At 40.2% G+C, this 24,484-nt stretch carries 16 protein-coding genes, 2 tRNA genes and 3 rRNA genes; 15 read left to right on the top strand and 6 right to left on the bottom strand.

Annotated elements, in window-relative coordinates:
- Positions 1–19: 19 nt before the first annotated feature.
- The 6 genes from DM558_RS11215 to DM558_RS11190 all read left to right on the top strand — a co-directional run bounded on the left by DM558_RS11215 (position 20) and on the right by DM558_RS11190 (position 6,346).
- The gene (locus tag DM558_RS11215; RefSeq protein WP_127164086.1) at positions 20–919 is read left to right on the top strand and encodes a LysR family transcriptional regulator; all 900 of its coding nucleotides are present in this window, start codon (positions 20–22) and stop codon (positions 917–919) included.
- Positions 920–1,011: 92 nt separating this feature from the next.
- Entirely contained in the window at positions 1,012–2,232 is a 1,221-nt protein-coding gene (gene coaBC, locus DM558_RS11210; protein ID WP_127164085.1) for a bifunctional phosphopantothenoylcysteine decarboxylase/phosphopantothenate--cysteine ligase CoaBC, read from the top strand.
- A complete protein-coding gene (dut, locus tag DM558_RS11205) occupies positions 2,225–2,680 on the top strand; it encodes a dUTP diphosphatase (RefSeq protein ID WP_127164084.1) in 456 nt (151 codons plus the stop codon). The genes coaBC and dut overlap by 8 nt, the downstream gene beginning before the upstream one ends.
- 255 nt (positions 2,681–2,935) lie before the next feature.
- Complete coding sequence (locus DM558_RS11200) at positions 2,936–3,970, top strand: OmpA family protein (protein WP_127164882.1); 1,035 nt, start codon at positions 2,936–2,938, stop codon at positions 3,968–3,970.
- A 204-nt stretch (positions 3,971–4,174) separates the two neighbouring features.
- A complete protein-coding gene (locus tag DM558_RS11195) occupies positions 4,175–5,596 on the top strand; it encodes a TolC family outer membrane protein (protein ID WP_127164083.1) in 1,422 nt (473 codons plus the stop codon).
- A 33-nt stretch (positions 5,597–5,629) separates the two neighbouring features.
- Positions 5,630–6,346, top strand: a complete 717-nt coding sequence (locus DM558_RS11190; RefSeq protein WP_127164082.1) for an alpha/beta fold hydrolase — start codon at positions 5,630–5,632, stop codon at positions 6,344–6,346.
- Between the two features lie 15 nt (positions 6,347–6,361).
- Here the strand turns inward: DM558_RS11190 and zapE are convergent, their stop codons facing one another.
- The gene (zapE, locus tag DM558_RS11185) at positions 6,362–7,453 is read right to left on the bottom strand and encodes a cell division protein ZapE (RefSeq protein ID WP_127164081.1); all 1,092 of its coding nucleotides are present in this window, start codon (positions 7,451–7,453) and stop codon (positions 6,362–6,364) included.
- Between the two features lie 163 nt (positions 7,454–7,616).
- On the opposite strand from zapE, the gene DM558_RS11180 reads away from it, so the two are divergent.
- Complete coding sequence (locus DM558_RS11180; RefSeq protein WP_109701630.1) at positions 7,617–8,831, top strand: pyridoxal phosphate-dependent aminotransferase; 1,215 nt, start codon at positions 7,617–7,619, stop codon at positions 8,829–8,831.
- A gap of 104 nt (positions 8,832–8,935) precedes the next feature.
- Positions 8,936–10,156, top strand: coding sequence for a hypothetical protein (locus DM558_RS11175; RefSeq protein ID WP_127164080.1), 1,221 nt, complete (start codon positions 8,936–8,938; stop codon positions 10,154–10,156).
- A gap of 34 nt (positions 10,157–10,190) precedes the next feature.
- On the opposite strand, the gene gltX is transcribed toward DM558_RS11175, so the two are convergent.
- Positions 10,191–11,675, bottom strand: a complete 1,485-nt coding sequence (gene gltX / locus DM558_RS11170; protein ID WP_127164079.1) for a glutamate--tRNA ligase — start codon at positions 11,673–11,675, stop codon at positions 10,191–10,193.
- Positions 11,676–11,793: 118 nt separating this feature from the next.
- Between gltX and radC the strand changes: the two genes are divergently transcribed.
- The gene (gene radC / locus DM558_RS11165) at positions 11,794–12,468 is read left to right on the top strand and encodes a RadC family protein (protein ID WP_127164078.1); all 675 of its coding nucleotides are present in this window, start codon (positions 11,794–11,796) and stop codon (positions 12,466–12,468) included.
- A gap of 74 nt (positions 12,469–12,542) precedes the next feature.
- On the opposite strand, the gene DM558_RS11160 is transcribed toward radC, so the two are convergent.
- The 3 genes from DM558_RS11160 to trkA all read right to left on the bottom strand — a co-directional run bounded on the left by DM558_RS11160 (position 12,543) and on the right by trkA (position 14,741).
- Positions 12,543–12,806 carry a hypothetical protein gene (locus DM558_RS11160; protein WP_127164077.1) on the bottom strand — a complete coding sequence of 88 codons (264 nt, stop codon included), beginning with the start codon at positions 12,804–12,806 and terminating at the stop codon, positions 12,543–12,545.
- A 223-nt stretch (positions 12,807–13,029) separates the two neighbouring features.
- Complete coding sequence (locus tag DM558_RS11155) at positions 13,030–13,317, bottom strand: DUF2218 domain-containing protein (protein WP_127164076.1); 288 nt, start codon at positions 13,315–13,317, stop codon at positions 13,030–13,032.
- Between the two features lie 50 nt (positions 13,318–13,367).
- Complete coding sequence (gene trkA / locus DM558_RS11150) at positions 13,368–14,741, bottom strand: Trk system potassium transporter TrkA (RefSeq protein ID WP_127164075.1); 1,374 nt, start codon at positions 14,739–14,741, stop codon at positions 13,368–13,370.
- A gap of 821 nt (positions 14,742–15,562) precedes the next feature.
- Between trkA and DM558_RS11145 the strand changes: the two genes are divergently transcribed.
- The 6 genes from DM558_RS11145 (at position 15,563) to DM558_RS11120 (ending at position 22,368) form a co-directional block, all read left to right on the top strand.
- Positions 15,563–17,090, top strand: a 16S ribosomal RNA gene (locus tag DM558_RS11145).
- 93 nt (positions 17,091–17,183) lie between these two features.
- Positions 17,184–17,260 (top strand) — tRNA-Ile (locus DM558_RS11140).
- A gap of 7 nt (positions 17,261–17,267) precedes the next feature.
- Positions 17,268–17,343, top strand: a tRNA-Ala gene (locus tag DM558_RS11135).
- A 230-nt stretch (positions 17,344–17,573) separates the two neighbouring features.
- Positions 17,574–20,474, top strand: a 23S ribosomal RNA gene (locus DM558_RS11130).
- Between the two features lie 196 nt (positions 20,475–20,670).
- Positions 20,671–20,786: ribosomal RNA gene (rrf, locus tag DM558_RS11125) — 5S ribosomal RNA — on the top strand.
- Together the 16S, 23S and 5S rRNA genes with 2 tRNA genes alongside form the textbook arrangement of a ribosomal RNA operon.
- A gap of 289 nt (positions 20,787–21,075) precedes the next feature.
- Entirely contained in the window at positions 21,076–22,368 is a 1,293-nt protein-coding gene (locus DM558_RS11120) for an MFS transporter (protein ID WP_127164074.1), read from the top strand.
- A gap of 657 nt (positions 22,369–23,025) precedes the next feature.
- Here the strand turns inward: DM558_RS11120 and pyk are convergent.
- The gene (gene pyk, locus DM558_RS11115) at positions 23,026–24,477 is read right to left on the bottom strand and encodes a pyruvate kinase (RefSeq protein ID WP_127164073.1); all 1,452 of its coding nucleotides are present in this window, start codon (positions 24,475–24,477) and stop codon (positions 23,026–23,028) included.
- Between the last annotated feature and the right edge of the window lie 7 nt (positions 24,478–24,484).

The following is a 24,484-nucleotide window of genomic DNA, read 5'->3' as shown; positions in this document are numbered from 1 at the left end:
AAATACATGAATTTTAGTTATGAATCTTAATTTGCATCTAGTCCGTATTTTTTATCACGTTGTGGAAAGCCAAAGTTTTTCGAGAGCGGCAGAGAGGCTCTTTATCAGTCAGCCTGCGGTTTCAAAAGCCATTAAAGAATTGGAAAATCAACTGGATTTGGTATTGGTCGAGCGAGGTTTAGTAGGTGTTAAACGGCGTCGAGCCATTAAATTAACGTCAGATGGTGAGGCTTTATTTGAACATGCACGTGCTATATTTTCTTTAGAGCGGGTAGCAATTGATGATTTGCAATCGCGTGTTGAGTTAAAGCAAGGAAGGTTAGCTGTAGGGGCAAGTAGTACCATTGCGAGTTATTGGATTGCTGATTATGTGACACGATTCCATCAACAATATCCTGGTATTGATGTAAGGATCGAGGTGGGGAATACAGAGTCTATGTGGCAGGCATTAATTGATTGCCATATAGACTTGGCATTGGTTGAAGGGGATGTGGTCGATCCTCGTATTGTGAAAGAGGTTTGGCAAGACGAAGAGTTAGTTGTTATTACACATCCTGATGCCAGTTTTTCATGTGAAGATTTGGTTAATCAACAATGGTTGGTCAGAGAGCAGGGATCAGGTACATACCTTGTGACGGAAAAGATGTTAGAGCGATTAGCTATTCATCCTAGAGATCGACTAACTATCGCAAGTAACGAAGGCATTGCTAGAATGGTTGCTTGTGGTGCTGGCGTTGCGATATTGCCTTTGTGTATTGTACAAGATCTTGTGAGCCTAAAACAGCTCAAGATTTTTAAAGTACCACAATTTAAAACATTATCACGTTCACTTTTTCTATTAACGCTGAAAGACCGTCCTGTAACGAAATTGCAAAAAAGTTTTATTGATTGCTTAAAAACATCATCCATCTATGGATAGTACGATGACAGGATAATATTTAAGAAAGCCAATTATGTTAATATAATAAACAATTTTAAATAATCTGTGAGTAGCTAAGTTGAGAGAATATCATGCGGCGATTACACAATAAACGTATTGTTTTGGGCGTGGGTGGTGGTATTGCCGCTTATAAAAGTGCGGAGTTAATTCGTAAGTTAAAAGAACAAGGCGCTGATGTTAAGGTAGTGATGACTAGAGCGGGTTGTGAATTTATTACGCCTTTAACATTGCAAGCTTTGTCAGGTAACCCTGTGCATGTTGATTTATTAGATCCAAACGCTGAAGCAGCAATGGGGCATATTGAACTAGCACGATGGGCTGATCTGGTTATTATTGCCCCTACAACGGCTAATCTATTAGCCCGTTTAGCAGCAGGTCAGGCGAATGACTTACTGACGACGCTCGTATTAGCCACTGATGCGAAGGTGATGTTAGCACCGGCAATGAATCAAGCGATGTGGCGTGATTTAGTGACGCAAGAGAATGTGAATAAACTATTAACTCGTGGTTTTTTAATAGTTGGCCCTGATAGTGGTGAACAAGCGTGTGGTGATATTGGCCCAGGTCGTATGTTAGAACCCATCGTGATTGCCCAGCATATCGCCAATAGTTTTACAACAAAAGCCTTAACGGGGAAGCGTGTGGTGATTACGGCGGGGCCTACACAAGAAAATATAGACCCTGTTCGTTATATTACTAATCATAGTTCAGGAAAAATGGGATTTGCGTTAGCTGAAGCTGCGGTTGAAGAAGGGGCCGAGGTTATTCTAATTAGTGGCCCTGTTAGTTTAGCTACCCCTGATCGTGTTGAGCGAATTAATGTAGTGAGTGCACAAGACATGTTAGTGGCTTGTGAATCTGTCATGCCTAGTGATATTTTTATTGCGGTAGCCGCGGTAGCAGACTTTCGTCCACAAGTTGTCGCTAAGCAAAAGTTAAAAAAACAACCGGATAACGAGCAGGGGTTATTGTTAGAACTTGTGCGTAATCCTGATATTCTAGCTACCATCGCGGCAAGAGAAGACAGACCTTTTTGTGTAGGCTTTGCGGCTGAAACAGAGAACTTGTTGGAATATGCTGAAAAGAAGCTAAAAGCAAAAAATTTGAATTTAATTGTCGCCAATGACGTTTCAAATCCAGCCATCGGCTTTAATAGTGATGATAATATGATTACTTTAGTCGATAGAGAGTTAAATACAACGCGTTTAGCGTTGACGAGCAAAGCTAAGATTGCACGGCGGCTGATGGAACTGATTACATCGTATTATTTGAAAGAGACTCATCATGTATAAATTACAAACAAAAATTCTTGATAAACGATTAGGTAAAGATTTTCCTATGCCTGCTTATGCCACAGAAGGCTCTGCTGGGCTTGACTTACGAGCCATGCTTGAGCAAGATACGGTGCTTGAGGCTGAGCAAACTATTTTAATCCCCACAGGATTATCGATTTATATCGCTAATGCTGCGTTAGCTGCTATGATTTTACCGCGTTCAGGTTTGGGGCATAAACATGGCATTGTATTGGGTAATTTAGTGGGGTTAATTGATTCAGATTATCAAGGAGAGCTGATGGTGTCTTGTTGGAATCGTGGAGATAAACCTTTTACTATCACTGTAGGGGAACGTATTGCTCAGTTAGTCCTCGTGCCTGTTGTGCAGGCTACATTCGACTTTGTTGATGAGTTTACAGCAACTGAACGAGGCATCGGTGGATTTGGGCATTCAGGGCGACAATAATATAGTTGTTATATAAGGCTTTGAGTATCAGTCACTGTAATAACTTGGAGCATGGTAGTAAAAATGGCGTTGAATAAGTGATTTTGAGTAAGCTTTTATTATACTTAAGATTAATTATGGCCGACTTTCCTGAACGTTACATGACAGAATTGAGGGTTGATAATAGCATTAACGAGAACTCTGTTAAAATTAATGCATGTAAAGTTCAAGTTTATATATTTGCAAGATAGTCCATATTAAATGGGAGATGTAATGATGAAAATGAAAAAAAGTTTAGCCCTTGTTGCTGGTTCTTTAATTGCAGTAACCTCTGCTAGCGTATTTGCTCAAGGTAAAGGTTCTGTTGAAGGTGAAGTGTTTGTAAAGCGTTATTTTACAGACAGTGATCGTGGCATGGGTAATGGTCAATTATATGGTGGCGGTTTAGGTTACTTTTTAACAGATGATGTTGAACTTGCTTTATCATATGGTGAATACCATGCTATCCGTGGTGAGCAAGAAGTGAATGCTGCATTAGGCAAAACTGGTCGTAAAGATATTAAAGGTTCTTTAAGCTCTTTAGATGCTTACTACCACTTTGGTGAGCCAGGTGATTGGGTTCGTCCTTACATTTCTACAGGGGTTGCATACCAATCTATCAGCAACTCAACTGTTAAACATTACAATGGTCGTAATCGTGACACTATCCTAAATTTAGGTGTAGGTGCTAAGTTATACTTCACTGATAACTTCTATGCACGTGCTGGTGTAGACGGTATGTACGGTTTAGGTAATCACCATGGTGAGTACATGTTAGCCGGTGCTCTAGGCTTTAACTTCGGTGGTAGTAAGAAAGTTGAGCCAGTAGAAGAAGTAATTGTTGCTGCTCAACCAGCTCCTCCTGCTGTTGAAACACTACGTGTTCAGTTAGATGTTAAGTTCGCTTTTGATAAAGCAACAATCAATGAAGGTAGCTATGATGATATCAAACAAGTTGCTGACTTCATGAAACAATTCCCACAAACAACAACAGTTGTTGATGGATATACTGACTCTGTAGGTTCTGAAACTTATAACCAAAAATTATCACAAGAACGTGCTGACGCTGTACGTAATGCACTTGTAGATACTTATGGTGTTGAAGCTAACCGTGTACAAGCTGTTGGTCATGGTGAGAATGATCCTATTGCTGACAATGCAACAAAAGAAGGTCGCGCGATGAACCGTCGTGTAGATGCTACTGTTGAAGCGCAAGTTGAAGTTCCTCAAGAAGAAGTAACTGTTGAACAAGTACAACCTGCTGCTAAGTAATTAGCTTTAGCGTTAATCATCAAAAATACCCTGCATTGTCAGGGTATTTTTTTATTTGTTCTTTTGAATTAATTTGTCTTTATAATCTCTATAATATTGACTGCTCAATTAAAGAAGATATGCAGTTATTTTATTAGTCATTTATAGTGTATTAGTGGTTATATCTAATATAAAAGATAGTAGTATTTATTGAGATGAATAGATATGAGGTTACTCAGTCGGATTTCTATTATAAGCAGTATTGTTTTTGCTGTTAGCATGAATGCTATGGCGGGCAATCATAACGTTGATAAGCCAACTGTTAAAGTTGGGCTGCTCAGTGTTTATTATGATGCCGTTGATAATAATTCAGACTTAGCGGCTGCTAAAGCTCAATATGAGGTTAAGCAAGAGGTCGTTCCGCAAGCAAAAGCTGGTTTATTACCACAAATTTCAGGTAGTGCTGATTATAAAAATACACGGACAGCACTCGATCAACCACCTAATACAATGCGGCGCAACTCTTATGAGTATGGTGTTAGTCTAACTCAGCCAATTTTTCGAGTCGATAGATGGTTCCAGTTACAAGCCGCATACGCTACAGATGAGCAAGCGAAATTAAATCTTGCTGTTACAGAGCAACAGCTTATTTTACAAACCGCTCAAGTGTATTTTAGTATTCTACAAGCACAAGATGATTTGGCTGCAACAAAGGCAGAAGAGAAAGCGTATAAACGTCAAGCTGATGAGGCATTAGAGCGCTTTAAGCTAGGGCTAGCCGATAAGACAAATTATTTACAAGCTCAATCGGCTTATGATATGTCCCGATCCAGTCGAGTAACTGCCGAAAAAAGTGTACAAGATGCTTTTCAAGCATTAACAACATTAACAGATCGTCATTATGATGCGGTTAAAGGTATACAGCATACATTACCCATCACGGCGCCCATTCCTAATAATGCCCAAGCTTGGGTTGATAAAGCCATTGAGCAAAATATTAGTTTAAAAGCAGGATTTTATGGTGTGACTGCTGCTGAAGAAACTGTAAAACAGCGTAAATCAGGCCATGCACCAACGGTTGATTTTGTCGCTTCTTATAAACGAGGTGATAATGATGCTTTTAATTTTACCAACACAGCGACAACAGCAGCTCGTTATGGGGCTAATGTTTCTCAGAGTAGTGTTGGGGTTGAGTTGCAAGTCCCCATTTACTCGGGTGGAATGACGTCGTCACAGGCACGTGAAGCGCGCTCAGCATTAATGATGTCTGAGCACGAGCAAGAAAGCCTACGACGTAAAGTTGTCCAAAATACAACAGATTATCATCGTGCAATTAATGCAGATATTGAGCAAATTAAGGCATTAAGAGAAACTATTATTTCAAGTTTAAGTGCGGTGGATGCTACAAAAATTGGTTTTCAGGCGGGTACTAATGATATTGTTGATGTGTTAGATGCTCAACGTAGGTTGTACGATGCCGTTCGAAATTATAATGATGCACGTTATAGTTATATTCTTGATGTGCTAAGTTTAAAGCAGGTAGTGGGTACTTTGAGCCCAGAAGATTTGCAAGCATTAGATAAATTTCTGACAGCCAGTTATGTGGCCGATAAAGACTTTTTACCTAATGATATAATGATAAGATAATTTGATATCACTAAAAGACTAAGTTGAAGTTAGATGATAAATAAGAAAAAACCGACATTGATTATGTTACCGGGGCTATTGTGCAATGAAAGATTGTGGCAACACCAAGTCGAGAATTTAAATGATATTTGTGATCCGTATGTGGCAAACCTTTCTTTAGATAACTCTGTTGAAAATATGGCGAAGCGAATACTCGCAGAAGCACCTGAGCGTTTTGCTTTAGCAGGTTTATCGATGGGTGGCTATGTTTCTTTTGAAATTATGCGCCAAGCGCCGGAGCGTGTTATTTGTTTAGCGCTACTCGATACGATGGCTAGACTTGATGAACCTGAAAGGTTACAAAAGCGAAAAGGGCTGTTACGTATCACGGAAGAGGGGCGTTTTTTAGGCGTTACGCCAAGATTATTACCTACCTTAATTTATAAAGACAAATTAAATACTCCCGTTGCCGATGAGGTTATGGGGATGGCTGCAAGTTTAGGGAAAGAAGTATTTATTAGACAACAAACAGCCATTATAAATCGGCCAGATTCAACTGCCACTTTGAGTAAAATTGAGGTACCAACAATAGTTATTGTAGGGGAGGAAGATCAATTAACACCCTCTGCTGAATCAATGAAGATGGTGAGAGCAATACCTGATGCCATATTGCATTTATTACCGCACTGTGGGCATTTACCACCGCTTGAACTCCCTGAAGCAACCACTGCATTATTACGGCAATGGTTAGCCGCAAATACTTGGGAGTAAGTATTTGCGTAGTTATTAAGACTCTTTGTGCGCTCTTGTTAAAAACTCCTGAGATTGCATTTCTAATAGGCGACTAAGCGTACGTTGAAAGGCAAATTCAGAGCGAGTGCCCACATAGATATTTTCTAGTGAAACTTCTGCAGATAAAATAAGTTTTACGTTACGATCATAAAACTCATCCACTAAATAGATAAATCGAATGGCGATGTCTTCTTTAGAGGCATCCATTTGTTCTACATTAGAAATCAGCACAGCTTTGTAAAGTTTGGCAATATCAATGTAATCATTTTGGCTTCGAGGCCCATCACAAATTTCTCTAAACTCAAACCATACTGCGTTACTGCAAGTTTTTTTGGCATGGATTATTCTATTTTCGATATTGAGATCAATGTTTTCCTTAATCGCTGATGGATCTGTAGCGAGCCCTTCGAATGTTTTAGCTAAATGTTGTTCTGCTTTCTCATCATTTGGGTAATAATATAAGTCAGCTTTTTCGAGTACGCGTAGTCGATAATCAACACCACTGTCTACATTGATGACTTCTGTGTTTTCTTGTAAAAGGGCTATTGCGGGTAAAAAACGGGCACGTTGTAGACCATCTTTATAGAGCCCTTCTGGTTCAATATTAGACGTGGCAACTAGAGAAACCCCACGTTTGAAAATCTCTTCAAATAATGTGCCTAAGATCATTGCATCGGCAATATCAGAAACAAAAAACTCATCAAAACAAATCACTTGTGCTTCTTTAGCTATACGATCAGCGATGAGTGTTAATGGATTTTTATGGCCTTTTAGTTCCGTTAAGTCCTCATGTACACGTTTCATAAAGCGGTGAAAATGAGTACGCATTTTTTCAGAGAAAGGTAGGGCATCATAAAAGATATCCATTAAGTATGTTTTTCCACGCCCAACGCCTCCCCAAAAATAGAGCCCCTTGACAGGCTTATTTTTTTGAAAGAGCTTTCCGATGAGTGAGTTACGTTTATTGTGGGCAGTGATCAAGTCGTCATAAAGTCGTTGTAAGTGATTTACAGCGTTTTCTTGAGCAGCATCTTTAGCAAAGTCAGGGCGCTTCAGATCAGCTTGATAATGTTGAATAGGAGTCATTGTTTTTTATATTGATACATAGCTAAAAAATAATTTTTTAATTATACGCTAAAAAAGTAAAGAATACTTTCTTATTACTTTATCTAGTCGTATGATATAAATAAATTCTACTCAATAAATTTGTAGAGCTAAACTTACTAATTGTCATCGAAGAGATAATTATATGATTTTTGAAAAATCCAATAAATTGGCTAATGTTTGTTATGACATACGTGGGCCTGTTTTAGAACATGCAAAGCGTTTAGAAGAAGAAGGCCAACGCATTTTAAAGTTAAATATTGGTAATCCTGCAACGTTTGGCTTTGAAGCACCAGTCGAAATGTTGCAAGACATGATAAAAAATCTTCCTTTAGCGCAAGGCTATTGTGACTCTAAAGGGCTGTTTAGCGCGCGTAAAGCGGTAATGCAATATTACCAACAAAATTTAGTAGAAGGCGTTACAGTTGAAGATATCTATATTGGTAATGGGGTCTCTGAACTCATTGTGATGTCTCTTCAAGCATTGTTAAATAATGGCGATGAAGTGCTTATTCCTGCGCCCGATTACCCTTTATGGACAGCGGCCACTACTTTGTCAGGTGGTAGAGCGGTACACTATCTTTGTGATGAGCAAGCGAATTGGTTCCCAGACGTTAATGATATTAAGTCAAAAATTACTAAAAACACCAAAGCAATTTTATTAATTAACCCTAACAACCCAACTGGAGCTGTTTATTCTAAAGAGTTATTGCTAGAAATTATTGAAGTCGCAAGACAACATAATTTAGTTATTTTCTCTGACGAAATTTACGATAAGATTCTTTACGATGACGCTAAGCATACCATTGCAGCTTCATTGGCTAATGATGTTGTGTTTATCACGTTTGGTGGCTTATCAAAAGTTTATAGAAGTGCTGGTTTCAGATCTGGCTGGTTGGTTATTTCGGGTAATAAAAATGCTGCCAAAGGTTATATAGAGGGGATTAATATGCTCTCTAATATGCGCTTATGTGCTAACGTACCAGCACAAAACGCCATTCAAACAGCACTAGGTGGTTATCAAACTATTCAAGATTTGGTAAAACCAGGCGGTCGTTTATATGAGCAGCGTGAAATAACATGGCAAATGTTAAACGCTATTCCAGGGGTTAGTTGTGTTAAGCCAATGGGTGCTTTATATGCCTTCCCTAAGCTTGACCCAAAGGTTTATCCTATCCGTAATGATGAGAAGCTTGTATTGGATTTCTTATTACAAGAAAAAATTCTTGTAGTACAAGGTACAGCGTTTAACTGGATTCATCCGGATCATCTTAGAATAGTCACTTTACCTCGTGTGGATGATTTAGAAGAAGCGATTAAACGCCTAGAAAAATTCTTAAAAAGCTATAAGCAGAAATAGTAAAGAACAAAAGGTAATTATCTTATCGATGGTTACCCTTTGTTAGTTAATAGATTCATTCGCAATACACCCATTAATAGGATAAGGATGTATTATTGAACTTTATGCAGGGTAAGTTTTTTTTGGTATTAATAGGGGTATTTTTTTCTATTGCACCCAAAGCAAATAACTTGAATGAAGTCACTTATCTTTTACAAAAAGAGTTTTATCCACAATTACAAATTAGAGTAGAAGTTAACACTGAAAAGCTTGGTACTTTCACTGTTAGCCGTTCAAGGTTTTATCAAGGTGATGAACGCCCAGATAAGCAGCTTTTTTGTGCCGATAACGATACCCCCATTGCTTATGGCCGCCCTCAGATTTGTCGATTAGTTTATTGGATTATTGGTGTTAAAAAGCAATCAATGATAGGGATTGGCGCAAGATCAAGAGAGGATTATTATTTAAATAATGGGCAATGGATTTTGTCTGAAAGTCGAAACTTTCCTCGTTTTAGTCATGTAACGAAAGCTGTGGTTTGTATTGGTCAGCAACGTTGTGAGCCATTCCCTACTATAAAAGAACCTTTCCTATTTTTAGTTTGGGGTAAGACTCCAACTTCTGTAAATTTGGTGGGAAAACAGTTTGAAATCTATTCAGATAAAATAGCCGAATCAATTGACAAGCGTAGGCTAATGATTCAATTAGAACCTAACTTACGATATTTAAATAAGGTCTTTATTAATCAATTAGGTGATCATATTGAGAGACCCATTTCCGTTATTATGCTAGGGCAAGATGATCGGGTTTTAAAAGATACAGGCGGAGCAGCAAAGGATCATATGGCATTAGTTAATTACTATACGCAAGGTGCAGGATTTGCTGAAAATTGGGAACCAAGATTTCAAGAAACCATGCTACATGAGTATGTTCATTTACTGGTACCGTGTTCTTCTTTTCCTCGGTGGGCTTGTGAAAGCTTGGCTGATTATTATAGTTATAAATCCTTATCTTTAGGACGTTTAAACAATACAGCTTTGCTACTGTGGCAACGTAGTAATAAAAATGCGTTGAATAAGTTAGGTCTATATGAGATAGATAAAAAATTTTGGAAAACGAAAAGTTTTATTTATTATGCGTTATTTTATATAAAAGGCGCAGCTTTTTGGAATGAGTTGGATATTGCACTCAATAAAAAATATCGTAACTTAGATAATTATTTACACCTTTTGGTATTGGAACCGGGTTCGTATCAGTCAGCATTGCCACAGGTATTTACATCACAGGTGATAGAGATTATAGGTGATGAAAAATTTAAACAGCTATCGGCAAAATACCTAGAATAATTAAAGGGGCTATAAAGCCCCTTTAATTTTATTATCATGAAATTAAAGGGAGCAGTTTTTCCCATGCTTTTGTTTCTTTCTTCGAAACACCGCCTAATGCTTCTAATGCTTTACGGAAACGGAATCTTGAAAGGTCAGGGCCTAGTAATTCCATTGCATCCAAAACAGGAACTGAGCTACTTTGCCCTGTGATGGAGACAAATACCAACGGCATAATATCGCGTAGCTTTAGCTCAAAATAGTTAGCGATGGATTGAATACAGTCCATGATATGGTCTTTATCCCAATGCCTTAGACTTTCGAGTTTCCATAAAAGTAATTGCATGACTTGGCGAACTTGCTCGGGCGATAGTTTTTTATGTTCAAATAGTTTCAAATCTAGTGGAATTTCACCCATGTAGAAGAAGCTAATTAATGGGATAATTTGGCTAAAAACCTCAACACGGTCTTGTAATAGAGGAGTAATTTTCTCAAAATTGCTTTGATTTAGTAAACCCCAATCAGTCGCACGTTGTACAAATTCTTTTACGGAAAGCTCACGTATCCACTGCCCATTGAGCCATGCTAGTTTTTCAACATCAAAAATAGGCCCGCCTAAAGAAACTCGAGAAAGATCAAAGTTTTCGATCATTTCTTGTAAAGTGAACTTTTCTCTTTCATCTGGCATTGACCAACCCATACGGCCCAAATAATTAAGTAATGCCTCAGGTAAAAAGCCCATTTTCTCATAAAAGGTAATAGAGGTTGGATTTTTACGCTTAGATAGTTTACTTTTATCAGGGTTACGTAATAAAGGCATATAACAAAGTACAGGTTGTTCCCAACCAAAATATTCATATAGCTTGATAAGCTTTGGTGCTGAGGGGAGCCACTCTTCTCCACGTAAAACGTGAGTAATACCCATGAGGTGGTCATCAACCACATTGGCAAGAAAATAAGTAGGCAAACCATCAGTTTTCATTAAGACTTGCATGTCCATGCGGTCCCAAGGAATTTCAACTTCACCACGTAGCATATCATTAACGGCACAAATACCTTCAGAGGGGACTTTCATGCGAATAACATTGGGCTCATTATTTGCTAGGCGTGTATTCACCTCTTCTTTACTAAGGTGCATACAGTGCCCATCATAGCGTTGAGTTTCTTGTCTTGCTGCTTGCTCGTTACGTACTTGGTCTAAGCGTTCAGCACTACAAAAACAATGGAACGCATGACCATTATTCACGAGTTCATTCGCATATTTTTTATAGATCTCACTGCGTTCACTTTGTCTATATGGGCCATGAGGACCTCCTACATCGGGGCCTTCATCCCACTCTATGCCTAACCAATGTAAAGCATCAAAAATTTGTTGCTCCGATTCCCGCGTAGACCTAACTTGATCCGTATCCTCTATTCTTAAAATAAACTCGCCGCCATGTTGACGAGCAAAACAGAGATTGAAAAGTGCAATATAGGCAGTACCAACATGAGGATCGCCAGTGGGGGAAGGGGCAATACGTGTGCGAACAGTAGTCATAGGACTCTCAAATAATAAAAATGAATGGATTAATATAAAATAGTACAAATAAGGATTATTTTCCAATAGAAATATTTTACTATAAGCATTACAACAAAAACACCTTAAGGATGGAAACATGAGTATTAAAGATTGGCCAGCCACAGAAAGACCAAGGGAAAAACTGTTGACACAAGGCGCTAGCCGATTAACAGATGCTGAGTTATTGGCCATTTTTTTAAGGACGGGTGTTAAAGGTAAAAGCGCTGTAGACTTAGCAAGACAACTTCTAAACGAGTTTGGTAGTTTACGTGCGTTATTAGAGTCTGATTTAGTCTCTTTTAGTACTCATCTAGGGCTAGGAGAAGCTAAATATGCGCAATTACAAGCTGTTTTAGAAATGAGTAAACGTCACCTTGCAGAACGCTTACAAAAAGGATCTGTTATGGATAAACCGCAAACAGTCAAGGATTATCTATGTGCTCAATTACGAAACGAGCCTCATGAAATTTTTGGTTGTCTATTTTTAGACAGTATGTGCCAAGTTATTGGCTATGAAAATTTATTTTATGGCAGTGTTAATGAGTCAACAGTTTATCCCCGCCAAATTATCAAAAGATGTTTACATTTTAATGCGGCGGCTGTCATTTTGACCCATAATCATCCGTCAGGCTCAACAGAACCTAGTCATAATGATAAGCTTCTAACAGATGCGATTGTAAAGGCATTATCCTATATAGATGTTAAGGTATTTGATCACTTAGTGATCGGCGAAGGAGAACCTTACTCTATGGCAGAAAATGGAATGTTATAGATAATCTTTTTATAATTATTCAAAAAGCCAAACCAAGTAAATGGGTTGGCTAACTCTATATGAGAGAATATTTTTTAAGAAGGAACTTTCCTACAGGCTTGAGTATCATTAGTCACAGTTTTTTGTACTCGGCTAGGTATTTTTTCTCCATTTATATATATGTCTCGCTGCCAATAGCAAGTATACATATTACCAAAGACTTCAGCATTAACGAGTTGCCATGGGCCGTATCTATAGCTTGTGGTTCCACCTAGCCCAACCTTAGCTTGTGTGTAGTTAGCAAAGCATATAGATAAAAATAACAAACTTGAAAAAATAGTTATGAGTGTTTTTTTCATGATAAACTCCTTTTATGAGTAGAATTTATTATTATATTCAAGCGATAGAGACCGAACACATTCGACTTTAGTGCGGATTAAATAACATTAATTAGATGTTGAGTGGTTTTACCAGGGAGATAACGTTTTCAGTTTAGGTTATTAGCCCCTATGCCAAATTATTTTTAAATAGCGATAGTTAGGATTTATACCTTGATTTTGTTTTATATAAAAAGGCCTTATTTTATACGGATGGCTTTGTCCAGCTTAATGTCAGCTCTTCTTGCCATGCGACTCTGACAAAGTGTCTATCCATAATCTCTATCACAGTCGCCAAGTTTTCTTGAGTATCTGCCTCTGCGGTCATGATGAGCCCATCGGCCATTTTTGCAATTAGTCCTTTACCCACATTAAATATCACTTCACCCTGATTATCATCATACTGCACAGTGACTTTATGGGCAAAATGCTTACAAAGTCGATTAATATATTTGGAAGGTGTGGCTGTTTTAACTGTTGTTGTTGCAATCATTTTATATTATCCTTTTAAATAAAATTAATATTGTAATTAGAATTAAAAACCTAGAAGAAGCCAATGTTGACTTCAAAAAGTCTCTCTACATCTGAGATATATTTTTTATCGACCACCAACAAAACAATATGATCTTCTGATTGAATTAAAGTATCATCATGGGCGATGATTACTTCATCACCTCTGACAATGGCACCAATAATTGCCCCGGGCGGTAATGCCACTCTTTCAACAGTTCTACCAACAACTTTACTTGAATGCTCATCACCATGAGCAATTGCTTCAATTGCCTCAGCAACACCTTGATGCAGAGAGTGAACACTGACCATATCGCCACGTCTGACATGAGTCAATAAGCTACCAATCGTAATACTCTGGGGATGAATGGCGATATCAATTGTATTGGCTTGTATCAGATCCACATAAGCAGGATTATTAACAATCGTCATTACCTTCTTAGCACCTAATTGTTTTGCCAGTAACGAAGACATAATATTCGCTTCATCATCGTTAGTGAGTGCTAAAAATACATCTGCTTCTGAAATATTTTCTTCCACCAATAAGTCCTTATCAGAAACACTACCTTGTAAGATAATGCTTGTATTTAGCCGCTCTGAAAGCTCTTTGCAGCGACTGAGGTTATGCTCAATAATTTTTACTTGATAGCGTGACTCAATAACCTCTGCTAACCTCTCACCAATATTACCGCCTCCGGCGATGACAATTTTTTTGTTAGCAAGTTCAGCACGTCGTAGCAGACTAATAATTAATTGAACATTACTTTTAGCAGTAATAAAAAAGACAATATCGCCCACCTCAATGATAGTTTCTCCATTAGGGAGGATGGGACGATCATTCCTGTAAATAGCAACAATACGTGCCTCAATATGAGGTAAAAGTGTTTTTATGTGTTGAATTTGCTGGCCAATTAATGCCCCTCCATAATAGCTTTTAACTGCTACAAGTTGAGCTTTACCTTCAGCAAAATCGATTACTTGAAAGGAGCCTGGATATTCAATAAGTCGATAAATATAATGTGTCACTAACTGCTCTGGACTGATAATGACATCAATAGGGATAGCCTCATCATTGAAAAGCTCTTCTTTATCTAAATAAGCTGCATTACGTATTCTGGCAATACGTTTTGGAGTATGGAATAAGGTATAAGCAACTTGGCAGGCGACCATGTTTACCTCATCACTATTTGTTACAGCAACTAATAGATCTGCGTCATCTACACCAGCTTGCCGTAAAACTTTTGGAAATGAAGCCATTCCTTGGATGGTACGAATATCGAGACGATCCCCTAGATTAGTCAGACGTTCTGCATCTAAATCAACAACAGTAATGTCATTCGCCTCATTCGCCAAATTTTCTGCGACAGTGCCGCCAACCTGTCCAGCTCCCAAAATGATGATCTTCATACAATACCTAAAAATAACAGACTATAACTACATACTATTATAAAGAAACTTATCTCTGTAATGACAAATAAATAAAATAATAACAAAATAAATCAATCGTATAAAAACAGAGTAAGAGAAATGAGGTTATACCGTTGAAATAGATAAAACAAATAGGCTATTTATTCTTCATATTAATAACATTGCATGTTCGGACAAATCAGATGAAACAGAAAAAATGAAGATGTAGCAGTTGCACAAATAGTACAGCAATATTATGTCGATACAGCTGCGGGAAGGTTAGAAAATGAGAAGCAAAAGATTTCACAAGGAAATGCACAAGTAGCAGAAATGGAAACTTATATGCTCCGCATTATCAATAACGAAATGAAAAAAGAGAGGAGGGTATGAGTCTATATATATAGCCAGTATAAAGTACACGAATGAAAATAAAGCCAATGTAGAAGCTTTTATAAACATGAAAACAGACAGTAAGTCAGAAAATATAATGTCAATCAAAGAATATGAACAATGGAAGATAAAACCATATCTATAATGTTTAAGTATAACTTATTGAAAATAAGTGTTTTTAAAAATTAAATCAAAATAATAAAAAAAAGGTATTGACGGGGATTGGTGAGGGTGTATAATGCGCGTCCTCGATAGGCAGTAAACAAAAGATTGATTCCTGACTATCCGTTCTTTAACAAAATAAATCAAGTAAATCGTGTGGGTGTTTGTAGTACTGGTACAAGATATCAGTAATACGAAATACTCGTCATAGAATAGAGTTTTCGATTAATTACTGAGCCGTTTTCGCTTCTTATGAAGCAAAAGATTTAAAACTGAAGAGTTTGATCATGGCTCAGATTGAACGCTGGCGGCAGGCCTAACACATGCAAGTCGAGCGGTAACAGGGGAGCTTGCTCCTGCTGACGAGCGGCGGACGGGTGAGTAAAGTCTAGGAATCTGCCCAGTAGTGGGGGACAACGCGGGGAAACTCGCGCTAATACCGCATACGCCCTACGGGGGAAAGGTGCTTTATTGTACCGCTATTGGATGAGCCTAGATCAGATTAGCTAGTTGGTGGGGTAAAGGCCCACCAAGGCGACGATCTGTAGCTGGTCTGAGAGGATGATCAGCCACACTGGGACTGAGACACGGCCCAGACTCCTACGGGAGGCAGCAGTGGGGAATATTGGACAATGGGGGAAACCCTGATCCAGCCATGCCGCGTGTGTGAAGAAGGTCTTCGGATTGTAAAGCACTTTAAGTTGGGAGGAAGGGCAGAAGTAACGACTCTGCTTTGACGTTACCAACAGAATAAGCACCGGCTAACTTCGTGCCAGCAGCCGCGGTAATACGAAGGGTGCAAGCGTTAATCGGAATTACTGGGCGTAAAGCGCGCGTAGGTGGTTTATCAAGTTGGATGTGAAATCCCTGGGCTCAACCTAGGAACTGCATCCAAAACTGATTGACTAGAGTATAGTAGAGGTTAGTGGAATTTCCTGTGTAGCGGTGAAATGCGTAGATATAGGAAGGAACACCAGTGGCGAAGGCGACTAACTGGACTAATACTGACACTGAGGTGCGAAAGCGTGGGGAGCAAACAGGATTAGATACCCTGGTAGTCCACGCTGTAAACGATGTCAACTAGCTGTTGGAATCCTAGAGATTTTAGTAGCGTAGCTAACGCACTAAGTTGACCGCCTGGGGAGTACGGTCGCAAGATTAAAACTCAAATGAATTGACGGGGGCCCGCACAAGCGGTGGAGCATGTGGTTTAATTCGACGCAACGCGAAGAACCTTACCTGGCCTTGACATGTCCGGAATCTTGCAGAGATGCGAGAGTGCCTTCGGGAATCGGAACACAGGTGCTGCATGGCTGTCGTCAGCTCGTGTCGTGAGATGTTGGGTTAAGTCCCGTAACGAGCGCAACCCTTATCCTTAGTTACCAGCACGTAAAGGTGGGCACTTTAAGGAGACTGCCGGTGACAAACCGGAGGAAGGTGGGGATGACGTCAAGTCATCATGGCCCTTACGGCCAGGGCTACACACGTGCTACAATGGTTGGTACAGAGGGTCGCCAAACTGTAAAGTGGAGCTAATCTCAAAAAACCAATCGTAGTCCGGATTGAAGTCTGCAACTCGACTTCATGAAGTCGGAATCGCTAGTAATCGCGAATCAGAATGTCGCGGTGAATACGTTCCCGGGCCTTGTACACACCGCCCGTCACACCATGGGAGTGGGTTGCTCCAGAAGTAGCTAGGCTAACCTCGTGAGGCCGGTTACCACGGAGTGATTCATGACTGGGGTGAAGTCGTAACAAGGTAGCCGTAGGGGAACCTGCGGCTGGATCACCTCCTTAAACGAAAGCTGGTACTGCAAGTACCCACACGAATTACTTGATTTATATTGAAGAGAACAAGATTGGGCTAAGGCCTGAGAAGTCGACAGATTAGGGTCTGTAGCTCAGCTGGTTAGAGCACACGCTTGATAAGCGTGGGGTCGTAGGTTCAAGTCCTACCAGACCCACCAAATGAATGGGGCCATAGCTCAGCTGGGAGAGCGCCTGCTTTGCACGCAGGAGGTCAGGAGTTCGATCCTCCTTGGCTCCACCAGAATCTAGAGATTAGAAGCTAATTCTTTTGAAAGAAAGAGAGTTACCTTCTAACTTCTAAAGTTAGACTGTTCTTTAACAAATTAGATATGCAAAGAAGTAAAGATTAATTAGTAATTACTGGTCTAATTACTAATGCTAAGGTGAAAATCTTGCGAACTCAAGCGCAAGTTTTCGGCGAAAAAAGTTTAATTCTTTGGTTGTGTAGCTCTAGATAATTTAGGGTTATATAGTCAAGTGAATAAGCGCATACGGCGGATGCCTTGGCAGTCAGAGGCGAAGAAAGACGTGATACCTGCGAAAAGTTACGGGGAGCTGGGTACAAAGCTATGATCCGTAAATGTCTGAATGGGGAAACCCAACTGAGAGAACCTCAGTTATCCAACACTGAATACATAGGTGTTGAGAAGCGAACCAGGGGAACTGAAACATCTAAGTACCCTGAGGAAAAGAAATCAACCGAGATTCCCCAAGTAGTGGCGAGCGAACGGGAGGAGCCAGTGCTCAGAAGTTAGTGATATTAGTGGAATGGCGTGGGAAAGCCAATCATAGAGGGTGATAATCCCGTACACGAAAATACATTAATGAATCTAAGTGCACAAAAAGTAGGTCGGGGCACGAGAAACCTTGACTGAAGATGGGGGACCATCCTCCAAGGCTAAATACTACTGACTGACCGATAGTGAACCAGTACCGTGAGGGAAAGGCGAAAAGAACCCCGAGTAGGGGAGTGAAATAGAACCTGAAACCGTATGCGTACAAGCAGTGGGAGCAGACTTGTTCTGTGACTGCGTACCTTTTGTATAATGGGTCAGCGACTTATATGCAGTAGCAAGCTTAACCGAATAGGGGAGGCGTAGCGAAAGCGAGTCTTAATAGGGCGTTTAGTTGCTGTGTATAGACCCGAAACCAAGCGATCTATCCATGGGCAGGTTGAAGGTTAGGTAACACTGACTGGAGGACCGAACCGACTACCGTTGAAAAGTTAGCGGATGACCTGTGGATCGGAGTGAAAGGCTAATCAAGCTTGGAGATAGCTGGTTCTCCTCGAAAGCTATTTAGGTAGCGCCTCGTATATAACTTCTGGGGTAGAGCACTGTTTCGGCTAGGGGTCATCCCGACTTACCAACCCGATGCAAACTCCGAATACCAGAAAGTTTCAGTACGGGAGACACACGGCGGGTGCTAACGTCCGTCGTGAAAAGGGAAACAACCCAGACCGTCAGCTAAGGTCCCAAAGTGATAGTTAAGTGGGAAACGATGTGGGAAGGCATAGACAGCTAGGAGGTTGGCTTAGAAGCAGCCATCCTTTAAAGAAAGCGTAATAGCTCACTAGTCGAGTCGGCCTGCGCGGAAGATGTAACGGGGCTCAAACTATCCACCGAAGCTACGGGTTCATACTATGTATGAGCGGTAGAGGAGCGTTGTGTAAGTCTGTGAAGGTGAATTGAGAAGTTTGCTGGAGATATCACAAGTGCGAATGCTGACATGAGTAACGATAATGGGTGTGAAAAACATCCACGCCGAAAGACCAAGGTTTCCTGCGATACGTTAATCGAAGCAGGGTTAGTCGGCTCCTAAGGCGAGGCTGAAAAGCGTAGTCGATGGAAAATAGGTTAATATTCCTATACTTCTAGTAACAGTGATGGAGGGACGGAGAAGGCTATGTCAGAGTGGCGTTGGTTGTCCACTTGAAAGGCTGTAGGTAGATCTCTTAGGTAAATCCGGGAGATTATTACTGAGAACTGATGACGACCTAATTCTCTGAATTAGGGAGTGATAGATGCCATGCTTCCAAGAAAAGCTTCTAAACTTATGTTACTAGGAACCGTACCCCAAACCGACACAGGTGGTCAGGTAGAGAATACCAAGGCGCTTGAGAGAACTCGGGTGAAGGAACTAGGCAAAATGGCACCGTAACTTCGGGAGAAGGTGCGCTGGTGTGTAGGTGAAGTCCCTGCGGATGGAGCTGAAGCCAGTCGAAGATACCAGGCCGCTGCAACTGTTTATTAAAAACACAGCACTCTGCAAACACGAAAGTGGACGTATAGGGTGTGACGCCTGCCCGGTGCCGGAAGGTTAATTGATGGGGTTAGCTAACGCGAAGCTCTTGATCGAAGCCCCGGTAAACGGCGGCCGTAACTATAACGGTCCTAAGGTAGCGAAATTCCTTGTCGGGTAAGTTCCGACCTGCACGAATGGCGTAATGATGGCGGCGCTGTCTCCACCCGAGACTCAGTGAAATTGAAATCGCTGTGAAGATGCAGTGTATCCGCGGCTAGACGGAAAGACCCCGTGAACCTTTACTGTAGCTTTGCACTGGACTTTGAACTTGTCTGTGTAGGATAGGTGGGAGGCTTTGAAGCTGAGACGCTAGTTTCAGTGGAGCCAACCTTGAAATACCACCCTGACAATTTTGAGGTTCTAACTCTGACCCGTTATCCGGGTTGAGGACAGTGTATGGTGGGCAGTTTGACTGGGGCGGTCTCCTCCTAAAGAGTAACGGAGGAGTACGAAGGTGCGCTCGGCGTGGTCGGAAATCACGCTAAGAGTATAAAGGCAAAAGCGCGCTTGACTGCGAGACAGACAAGTCGAGCAGGTACGAAAGTAGGTCTTAGTGATCCGGTGGTTCTGTATGGAAGGGCCATCGCTCAACGGATAAAAGGTACTCCGGGGATAACAGGCTGATACCGCCCAAGAGTTCATATCGACGGCGGTGTTTGGCACCTCGATGTCGGCTCATCACATCCTGGGCTGAAGCCGGTCCCAAGGGTATGGCTGTTCGCCATTTAAAGTGGTACGCGAGCTGGGTTTAGAACGTCGTGAGACAGTTCGGTCCCTATCTGCCGTGGACGTTTGAGATTTGAGAGGGGCTGCTCCTAGTACGAGAGGACCGGAGTGGACGAACCTCTGGTGTTCCGGTTGTCACGCCAGTGGCATTGCCGGGTAGCTATGTTCGGAAGAGATAACCGCTGAAAGCATCTAAGCGGGAAACTTGCCTCAAGATGAGATCTCACTGGGGATTTAATCCCCCTAAAGGGCCGTTGAAGACTACAACGTTGATAGGTTGGGTGTGTAAGCGCTGTGAGGCGTTGAGCTAACCAATACTAATTGCCCGAGAGGCTTGACTATATAACCCCAAGTTATTTAGTTAGACTCAAAGAATCAAGCAAATAAGTCGAAAGTGAGCAAATGAGTTCGTTTGCCGAAGCACAGAAATAGACTTTAAACTAATTAATCAACTTCAACGCGTAAGTGAATACTTACAAGCATATCTGATTTGGGGCGTAAGGTTAACTATCCAAACACCTTATCCCATAAAGAATTGCTTGAGGACAATAGAGCATTGGAACCACCTGATCCCATCCCGAACTCAGTAGTGAAACGATGCATCGCCAATGGTAGTGTGGGGTTTCCCCATGTGAGAGTAGGTCATCCTCAAGCTTCAAACATAAAAGCCCTGCTATTGCTAGCAGGGCTTTTTTATATCTTATACTTAGATTAATTTATTTATCGATTAAGATGAAACTCATACTGTCTAAGTTTAGTATATTCAGTTTTTTAGGACGAAAGTTTTTTATCTGTTATAGCTTTACTTAACTTGACAGTGTAGTGAAAAATACTCAAACTGAGAGTCAGATCTTATAACAAATGGATGTTGTAAATTATTAATATATCTGAGGAAGTTAAATTGAATTAGTTCCTTAGGCATTGTTTTTTAATAGGGGGAAGGATGAGTAGCACTTCAGTTATATCGCCTCAATCGAGAAAATGGAAAGCACGATATACTATATTAACATTCACTTGGTTGGCGTGGTTAATGTCTTTTTTAGACAGAATGTTAATGAGTGTTTCTTTACCCTATATTGGAGAAGAATTCCATCTTGATAAAGCAACACAAGGCTGGATTATTTCTGCATTTTTTATTAGTTATGCTAGTTTTCAAATTCCTGGTGGCTTTTTAGCTGATAAGTTTGGCCCTAGAAAGGTCATGTTTATTGCTATTGTCTGGTGGTCAATATTTACCTCACTTACAGGATTGGTTTTTAATATTGGTATTCTTCCTGCTTTTGGTGTTATGTTAGTGGTGCGCTTCTTATTTGGGATCGGTGAAGGTTCATTTCCTGCGTCGTCATGGAAGTGTATTTCTACCTATTTTCCAATAAAAGAAAGAGGCCGTGCAACAGCCATACAATCAACTGTTAATACTTTAGGACCTGCAGTTGCCACGTTAGTCACCGCTGCGATTATTTCATTATTGGGATGGCGTTGGGTATTCATATTATTAGGTATTCCTGGTATCTTGGTTGCTTTTGGTATTCGTTACTATTGCCGCGATAATTATAGAGATTGCCCTATTATTACGCCTGAAGAAATTAAAGAGTTAGAAGAGGATGAAAAACAGCAGTCAGTTCTTACGAATGAAAAAGAAACTATAAAATCAGTTCCTTTTACTCAAGTTTTGAAACGAGTAGAGTTATGGCAATTAGCCTTAATTTGGTTTTTGTTCGATATTACTTTTTGGGGTTTTACGACATGGCTTCCAAGTTACTTAAAGGATGTTAGAGAACTAACTCTTGGTCAAATAGGTATATGGGGTTCTGTGCCTTATTTATTTGGGGCATTAGGTACTGTGTTAGGTGGTTATGTGTCAGACAAGTTTTTAGCTGCGCGCAACTTTTTCTATATGGCTGGAAGCATTATAGCAGCTTTATTTCTTTATTTTATGTTCAAGGCAGAAGGACTGACTTTTACAATTATTTTTCAATGCATAGCTAGTTTATTTATGTTTTTTGCGATGGGTATTTTCTGGGGAACCTTAATGCATACCATCAGTGCCGATATCATGGGCACGGCTTCTGGTATTGTTAATTTTGGAGGTCAATTAGCGGGTGTTGTTGCCGCACCGGTTATGGGGTACTTGGTTGATTCAAGTGGTGGGCAATATGATAATGCCTTCTGGTTTATCATTGTTTCATTAGCAGCGTCAGCGGTTATTATTCTAACTGTAAAAGCTAAGAGGTAATTAGTGATTAAATCTTCTCCTACCATTTAAGGAGAAGGTTTATAGTTGGTATTACCTTTCTAGTTTTGCCATAAAAAAGATCAACGGCTGAACGCAACTTTTAATGAACGGATAGTACTAAGTATAGCTGAGTATATATATGCTATCTTTATTATTATTGAATTGGTATCTGGCATCAATAAAAAGTTGGGAATGATTTATTAAAAGAATTATCTATTTAATTTTGGCCTAGTATTCACCTGCCTTTTTTCATTATTGGGCATCTAGCCTTAGTTTTAGGCCGATAGGGGTTAGTTCCTCAAGTAGGATGAGGAGCATCATTACTTAAGATCGTAGAAACGGATACGCTAACGTTGAATGTTTCTGAGTCTATATGAGTAATAGGCTGAAGATGGCTTGAAGATTGAGCAATCGTAAATATCGTCCATTGAATCATTAGGATCGTAGTAGAGTATAGAGGAGAGGGTATTTTGTAAGTTATCCTCTACATTAGAAGGTTTTGCTTGTCCTTGTTTAAATTTGGTAATTGTTTCTTATGAAGTCATCGGTTTTCTATCATTTAATTAACCGTTATCATTGGTTTTTAATTTTGTATCTGAGGATTACCCTGAACACAGAGCTTGTGTCCAGTACTCCAAGCTCTGTGTTTGAGATTGACTATATAATTAAGTCTCCTACACGATAAATCTTCATTGTATTGGTTCCATCACGGCGGGTATAGCTGTCTCCTCGAGTGAGTATTACCCAATCACCATCTTTGACTGCCCCTCGTTTAACTAATTCATCTACAGCTGCCTGGCTTACTTTTCCTTCAGGTAGTGCAGCAGGGTCAAAAGGAATTGGTTGTACCCCCCTGATTAGTGTAATTCTACCCTGTGTTTCAGGTTTAGGTGTTAATGCATAGATAGGAATAGATGAGCGGATACGCGACATAATCAGCGGTGTGTATCCACTATCTGTTAAGCAAATAATTGCTTTAACTCCAGGAAAGTGATTAGCTGTATAGATAGCGGCTAGAGCTATACTCTCATCCCATCGATTAAAGGTTTCTCCCAGGCGATGATTTGATTTTCGAGTAATAGGATTTCTTTCAGCTCCTACACAAACTCTAGCCATGGCTTTAACTGCTTCTAGTGGATATTTCCCCGCAGCGCTCTCAGCAGACAACATTACCGCGTCAGTATAATCGAGAACGGCATTAGCTACGTCAGATACTTCAGCTCGCGTAGGCATTGGACTATTGATCATTGACTCCATCATCTGTGTAGCTGTGATGACAAGCTTATTGTTATGGCGTGCATGCTGAATAATTTTCTTTTGAATGCCTACTAACTCTGCATCGCCTATTTCAACTCCTAGATCTCCGCGCGCGACCATTACGCCATCACTCGCTAAAATCAGGCCATCCAATGCGTCGTCATCTACTACTGCTTCAGCACGTTCAATTTTTGCAATTAGCCAAGCTGAACTACCCGCCTCTTCTTTAAGTTGACGCGCATAAGCCATGTCGGAGGCATCGCGAGGGAATGAGACAGCAATATATTCCAACTCCATTTCTGCTGCTAGTTTAATGTCAGCTTTATCTTTTTCAGTCAATGCTGGAGCAGTTAAACCACCACCTTTACGATTAATACCTTTATGATCTGATAAAGGACCACCTACAATGACTTTACAAATCAGCTCATCCTTCGTTACTTGGTCAACGGCCATGACAACACGGCCATCATCTAATAATAATTCATCTCCTTTTTTGCAGTCTTTAACTAAATCTGGGTAGTCAATACCAATAACTTCTTTAGTTCCTGCGTCTCTTGGATGAGTGATAGAAAAACGAAAGGTATCTCCTTCCTTTAGTTCAATTCTTTTGTCTGTAAATTTAGCAATACGAATTTTAGGGCCTTGTAGATCACCTAATAAACCAACAAATCGGTTATGTTTTTTAGCTAAACGACGAATAAGTATTGCACGTTCTTTATGTTCTTCGGGCGTGCCATGCGAAAAATTTAAGCGGGCAACATCTATACCTGCAAGAATCAGTTGCTCTATCATTTCAGGTGAGTTGCTGGATGGGCCTAATGTGGCTACGATTTTAGTACGACGAGTATCCATAAATCCT

This window comes from Entomomonas moraniae, from assembly GCF_003991975.1.
GTDB lineage: Bacteria > Pseudomonadota > Gammaproteobacteria > Pseudomonadales > Pseudomonadaceae > Entomomonas > Entomomonas moraniae.
Note: the sequence above shows the minus strand (reverse complement) of the source record. Positions and strands in the feature narration are given on the sequence as shown.

Coding starts and splice junctions, on each gene's coding strand:
- DM558_RS11215 (WP_127164086.1), top strand. CDS start 20: ATGAATCTTAATTTGCATCTAGTCCGTATTTTTTATCACGTTGTGGAA.
- coaBC (WP_127164085.1), top strand. CDS start 1,012: ATGCGGCGATTACACAATAAACGTATTGTTTTGGGCGTGGGTGGTGGT.
- dut (WP_127164084.1), top strand. CDS start 2,225: ATGTATAAATTACAAACAAAAATTCTTGATAAACGATTAGGTAAAGAT.
- DM558_RS11200 (WP_127164882.1), top strand. CDS start 2,936: ATGAAAATGAAAAAAAGTTTAGCCCTTGTTGCTGGTTCTTTAATTGCA.
- DM558_RS11195 (WP_127164083.1), top strand. CDS start 4,175: ATGAGGTTACTCAGTCGGATTTCTATTATAAGCAGTATTGTTTTTGCT.
- DM558_RS11190 (WP_127164082.1), top strand. CDS start 5,630: ATGATAAATAAGAAAAAACCGACATTGATTATGTTACCGGGGCTATTG.
- zapE (WP_127164081.1), bottom strand. CDS start 7,453: ATGACTCCTATTCAACATTATCAAGCTGATCTGAAGCGCCCTGACTTT.
- DM558_RS11180 (WP_109701630.1), top strand. CDS start 7,617: ATGATTTTTGAAAAATCCAATAAATTGGCTAATGTTTGTTATGACATA.
- DM558_RS11175 (WP_127164080.1), top strand. CDS start 8,936: ATGCAGGGTAAGTTTTTTTTGGTATTAATAGGGGTATTTTTTTCTATT.
- gltX (WP_127164079.1), bottom strand. CDS start 11,675: ATGACTACTGTTCGCACACGTATTGCCCCTTCCCCCACTGGCGATCCT.
- radC (WP_127164078.1), top strand. CDS start 11,794: ATGAGTATTAAAGATTGGCCAGCCACAGAAAGACCAAGGGAAAAACTG.
- DM558_RS11160 (WP_127164077.1), bottom strand. CDS start 12,806: ATGAAAAAAACACTCATAACTATTTTTTCAAGTTTGTTATTTTTATCT.
- DM558_RS11155 (WP_127164076.1), bottom strand. CDS start 13,317: ATGATTGCAACAACAACAGTTAAAACAGCCACACCTTCCAAATATATT.
- trkA (WP_127164075.1), bottom strand. CDS start 14,741: ATGAAGATCATCATTTTGGGAGCTGGACAGGTTGGCGGCACTGTCGCA.
- DM558_RS11120 (WP_127164074.1), top strand. CDS start 21,076: ATGAGTAGCACTTCAGTTATATCGCCTCAATCGAGAAAATGGAAAGCA.
- pyk (WP_127164073.1), bottom strand. CDS start 24,477: ATGGATACTCGTCGTACTAAAATCGTAGCCACATTAGGCCCATCCAGC.